At 58.1% G+C, this 5,266-nt stretch carries 4 protein-coding genes; 2 read left to right on the plus strand and 2 right to left on the minus strand.

Translation table 11 applies throughout. The features are described from left to right. Positions 1–674: 674 nt before the first annotated feature. On the plus strand, positions 675–1,202 hold the full coding sequence (locus AC0L3K_RS40185; protein WP_007601733.1) for a hypothetical protein: 528 nt from the start codon (positions 675–677) through the stop codon (positions 1,200–1,202). A gap of 160 nt (positions 1,203–1,362) precedes the next feature. Beyond that, positions 1,363–2,895, plus strand: coding sequence for an OpgC family protein (locus AC0L3K_RS40190; RefSeq protein WP_473368169.1), 1,533 nt, complete (start codon positions 1,363–1,365; stop codon positions 2,893–2,895). Between the two features lie 208 nt (positions 2,896–3,103). On the opposite strand, the gene AC0L3K_RS40195 is transcribed toward AC0L3K_RS40190, so the two are convergent. Beyond that, positions 3,104–4,102, minus strand: a complete 999-nt coding sequence (locus AC0L3K_RS40195) for an ABC transporter substrate-binding protein (RefSeq protein WP_473368170.1) — start codon at positions 4,100–4,102, stop codon at positions 3,104–3,106. A 301-nt stretch (positions 4,103–4,403) separates the two neighbouring features. Continuing rightward, positions 4,404–5,266, minus strand: an 863-nt coding sequence (locus tag AC0L3K_RS40200; protein WP_473368171.1) for an HD-GYP domain-containing protein, incomplete at its 5' end; no start/stop codon positions are given.

The raw sequence follows: 5,266 nt of genomic DNA on the forward strand, positions 1-5,266 counted from the left end.
AGCACGCGCCTTCAAAAGCCAAGCCGACGTTCTGAAGTCAAAAAGGCGAGCAGGCAAGAAGAGACGGTGAACTTGATCCTTGAAGAACAGCTGTAGAATACTTGGCGATTGGTTGCGCAAGCAGGCTTCAGAGCGGCAGGTCCGATCCGCAACTAACAGATTGGACCACTTGGCCTTGGGGCCAACAGCGGCCATATCGCACCTGCTCACCTTCACCGGCGGCCTCTGGAAATTTCCAACTACTGCTGAGAATTTTCTCCCGCGCGGCCGGTAACGCGACGAGCCCCGCAAGCCGTTCGATCAGGCACGGTATGCTCATCGTTGAGAATCGCGCCGCAATGTTTTCTACTGTGATATTGTGCGCAATCCACGAGAGTTTCGTCGATACGGTGGGCCGGCGGAATTTTCACACCACCTCGGCCGGCAGTCATTAATCATTAGGTCTTGGAACGGAAACGGAGTAGCGTCCTCGTAGCAGTCAAGCGGATTGCTTGCCTGACAGACTGCCAAAACGGCGACGCGCCGAACTCTCCGCCTCCATCTAAATGGCAGCCCAGTGCCGTCGGTAGGCAAAACTTTTTCAAAATTGCTGTTCCAAACACGTGAATGCACCCACGCGTGCGGACTGCTGACCGCGTCGCGCGCCGTAGACTACCTGTTAAGGGAGGAACAACATGAAAATTAGCAATGTAGTTCCCAGCGCATTATCTGTGGCAAAGCATACTTATGTCGCGGCGACCATATGGGTAGCTCCTTCTGCTCTCATCAAATCGGCGCATCTGTTTGAAAGGATTGGACTCGCTACGGTTGGAGGCTCGTGCGGCCTGTACGTGGCCGCAGCATTGATGCGCCTGGAAAACGAACTGTTTGGAAGCGGCTGGTTCATCTTGTTGATGATGCTCTACGGAGCTTTCAGCTTCTATATCGGCATCGATCTGCCTGGCCGTCCTGTTCAGGGAGCGACTTCGAGACTACCGGAAGAGCGGAACCGTGGCACCGATGCGGCTCAGATCTTCAGTGCGGCAGGTACATTCGTTGCGGCGATTGCGGCGTTTCTGTCTGTCAGCATGATTGTCGTTGATCAGGTCGTTTCTGAAGGTTCGATCGTTCTGATCGCAGTCTGTTGGACGATTGGTTCTTCGCTTCAAATTGTGGCCGGCTCCATCGCTCGCAACGGCGTGCTCGAAGATGGTGGCGAGTAACTCCCGCTGCAATTGCTACTGACGCCGCTGGTCTCTTTTTGAGCGCGCGACAGCGAGACGGACAAGACGGAGCAAATAAAGAAAGACATTAGAATCAATAGTCAGCGTGGTGCCTATTCTCCTGGCAGCGGCGTGCCGTAACCAATGTGCGAGAATGACGATGACAGTCCGATCGCGACGTGAAACAGTGGTTTTCAAGTGTCCATTCCGGATCGCGAGTATCGAGCGGCTGTTACCGGCGGGCTCGTATGAAGTCATTACCGACGAAGAGTTGATGGAAGGCTCGTCAATGCCGCTCTATCGGTGCGTCGCTACCAGGATGATGCTGCCTGCCCCGCCACGTAGCTCTGTCGTCGAGATGGTAGCGATCAGTTCGACCGATCTATCCGCGGCGCGCGCGATGATGCGCGGGCGTCCCGAAAGTGATGTGCCTGTTGACATCGGCAAACATCGCGACATGCCCTCGCCAGACTTCCGCCGGATGCTGGCGGAGATCGAAAGCAAGGCGTTACGCGGTCAGCAGCCACTACTTGAATCCGAGCTGCCAGCGAATCCTGCGCAGTCATTGGCGGGCGCCCTCCCAGTGCTGAAAGGGTCTGGTCGGGACCTCCGCATCGATGCGTGCCGTGGTATCGCGCTATGGTGCATCTTTCTTGACCATGTCCCCAACAACATCGGAAGCTGGCTGACGCTGCGGAATTATGGTTTTAGTGATACCGCGGAAGTGTTCATGTTCCTCTCGGGTGTGACCTGCGCGCTGGCTTACGGCAAGGCAAGTCGGTGCGATGGTTGGGCGAGTGTGGTCAGCCGTACGCTGTGGCGAAGCTGGGACATTTATGCGGCATTTCTGCTGCTCACTCTCGCTTGCGCCATCTTGGTTTACCTCGCCGGTGGCGGCACGATTGCCGACGAAAGCAACACGCGCATTCTGCTGGAGCAGCCGGGCGCGGCGCTCGCGCATGCAGCGATCCTGCAATACCGCCCAGTCAACTCCGATGTCTTGCCGCTCTTCGTGATTTATCATCTTCTATTCGCCCCGCTGCTGTGGCTGATGCTGCGAATGCCGAATGTAATGCTTGGCGCGTCACTGTTGCTTTATGCGCTAGTGCACGTCTTCGGTTGGTCCGTCCCGGCATGGCCCAATGACGTCTGGTTCTTCAATCCGCTGGCTTGGCAGTTGCTGGTTGTTCTTGGTGCCTGGTGTGTCATCGAGGGCAAGACGTTCTGGCCGTGGGTGACCTCGCGCACGGCGCTTGCAATTGCCATTCTCTATTTGGTTTTTGGCCTGACGATCGCATTCAGTTGGAGCATTAGACCCCTGGTCCCACAAATGCTGGCGGAGCTGGCTTACCTGCTGGACAAATCGAATCTCTCGCCCTTGCGGCTGCTGCATTTTGTTGCTCTCGCGATTCTGGTTGCGTGGGTCGTGCCTCGCGATTGGCGTTGGCTTACGACTCCGGTGATGCGTGGGGCGATCCGCTGTGGCGAGAACTCCCTGGCAATCTATTGCCTCGGCGTCCTGCTGGCGCTTGCCGGCCGCATAGTACTGATAGATATCTCGGATAGGCTTGCCATGCAGATCACGCTGAGTCTCGCTGGCATCTTGGTCATGATTGCGGCCGCAACGTTCCTGAACTCGATCAGGATCAAACCGGCGGCAAGCACGATCGGCGGGAAGACCATGATCTCCTGAGAATGGTAATGGAAAAACGCGGTAACCTGATGAGAAATCGCCGCCGCTTACGACGTAGCGGATGGATGGCAGTTCGCTTGGAAGGGCGGGGGTCCGCCTTGGGTCAAGATGCGAAGAACTCAAGCTGAGCGAATCCCGTCCGCCGTGCCTCAATAAGCGGACCTCATCGAGGCGCGCCGCTAGTTCGGTGAAGGGCCAACAAGCGACGTCATTCGACAACTTGATCGGCGCGGACGAGCAGCATCGCGGGCAGTGCGAGCCCGAGCGCCTTCGCAGTCTTGAGATTGATACTCAGCTCGAATTTGGTCGGTCGGTAGAAGGGGATATCTCCGGGACTGCTGCCTTTAAGAACCTTGTCGACGAGGCTGGCGAGGCGCCGAAAGGTCTCTGGTAGGTCAATCGAATAAGCCATCAGTCCACCGAGTCGCACGTACTCGCCGTAAGCGTACATTGTGGGAATGCGGCCCGCCGCGGCTAGTTCAACAATAGCCGCGCCACTGGCGAGATGCTCGGCCTCATCTGACACCATGAGCGCATCTGCTCGTTCCATCGAACTGAAGATCCGCTGGTACTCTGTCTGGTAGAAGCCGCTGTCCAGCAGGGCGGCCTTCAGCGAAACACCCGCTCGTTGGGCTGCCTCGCGCGCTGCCGCACCTCTCATGTCTTCCCAGTACGATCGCGACACAAGGTAACGGAGAGTGGACAGTCCCGGCATCGCCTCGACCAGTAGCTCGATCCGCTTTCCAATGAGTTCCAATTCCGTCCCGATGGTGACGCCTGTGATGTTGCCGCCCGGCCGCGCGATGCTGGCCACAAGTCCCAAGGCAACCGGGTCGTTGACTATTGTCACAATCGGAATTGTCGTCGTCGCCATTTTAAAATCCAGCGATAGACGCGCGGCCACCGCTAAAATCAAGTCGGGATGTGTGTTGATCACATCCCGAACCAATTCGGAATAGCGTTCCGGTCGACCTTCTCCCGAGTAGCGATCAACCACGAGGTTTTGGCCCTCGACGTAGCCAAGGCGGCTCAGCTCCTCGAAAAAGGCACGGTATTGCGGCGGACCACTCAGGCCCATTTCGTTGACTTTGAGAGCCGGGCTAACGAAGGCGATCCGCTTTAGTCTCGCCGGTTGCCGCGCTCGCGCCGCGAGTGGCCACGTCGCCGCCGTGCAAGCGAAAAGCGTAATGAACTCGCGCCGTCGCATGTGCCCCCTCACGGGAAAACCTGACCGACCACGCAAAGCCTAGCACTTTACGACGGGACAGGAGCGAGAAAAGGTGGAAATCGAACCTCGGCACTCGCGGACCTATTTCAGCTCAGGGACAAAAAGCGACGGTCGAGGCACGCGCGGCTCGACCTCCGGATTACCGGCAAGAGTGGACGTTGCATTCACTTAAACGCCGTTCGGCTTAGCGGCCAGAAGCCGAAGTGCATGGAAATGAGACCGCCTCCGATCACGCCTTGAGTGGAGACGTGGAATATTCCTGCACAGGTTCGAGCAGAATTCATCTGGTAAGCGCGACATCCTTGAAAGAGGCGACTAGCGCCCTGTCCAGCTTTCCCCTCATACCGCAGATAATCTCGTACGCTGCCGCGCGCGGCATTGTCACCTTGTACTGTTCGATCGGCGCCGCAAAGATATCCGAAATGGTGAGAATGCGAACGATGTCGGTGATGCTCTTCGCGCAGAGGCGGTCAGGATAGCCGCTGCCATCGAGATACTCGTGATGGTGCCGCACCGCATCGAGGACTTCCGGTGAGATGTCCCCGTGCCCCTTCAGCACATCGTAACCCGTCGCCGGGTGAGTTTCGACCAACGCTCGCTCGTCGTCGTCGAGGCGTCCTCGCTTGTCCAGGATCGCCAAGGGCACCCTCGCTTTGCCTATGTCGTGGAACATGGCAGCGGTGGAGAGCCGTTCAAGGTCACTTTTACGAAAACCGAGACTGAGGCCGAAATCGACCGCGACGCCGGTCACGAGCAGGCAGTGCTGGAACGTTCCCTCGTGATGGCGCCGCACCGTGGCCAGCCATTCGGATAGCCCATGCTCGGAAATCCGGTTGGTGATCTTGCGTCCGGCCTCTTTGGGACCGGCGACGTCGACCCGCTCCCCGAGGGTGATGGAGGTGAACATCGACGCAATCGCGGTTGCTGCGGCCTCAACCGCATTGTCAGGCTGCGAGATGCCGCTCGTCGACCCAGTCTCTCCGCCGGCTGGATCGGCCAAAGCGGCCAGGAGCTTGGCCGGCTCGATCTTGCCAGACAACACCAACGTTGCGCCGAGCGCATAAGCTGCGGATTCCGACGAAGTCGCCCAGGCGTACCGATATGAAGTCGCCCGTGGATTCCGAGACGATGTCGCCCACCTTT

This window comes from Bradyrhizobium sp. MI1.10 (assembly GCF_055811035.1).

Bases quoted from the DNA above. Each gene is read 5' to 3' on its own strand.
- AC0L3K_RS40185 (WP_007601733.1), top strand. From the start codon at position 675: ATGAAAATTAGCAATGTAGTTCCCAGCGCATTATCTGTGGCAAAGCAT.
- AC0L3K_RS40190 (WP_473368169.1), top strand. From the start codon at position 1,363: ATGACAGTCCGATCGCGACGTGAAACAGTGGTTTTCAAGTGTCCATTC.
- AC0L3K_RS40195 (WP_473368170.1), bottom strand. From the start codon at position 4,102: ATGCGACGGCGCGAGTTCATTACGCTTTTCGCTTGCACGGCGGCGACG.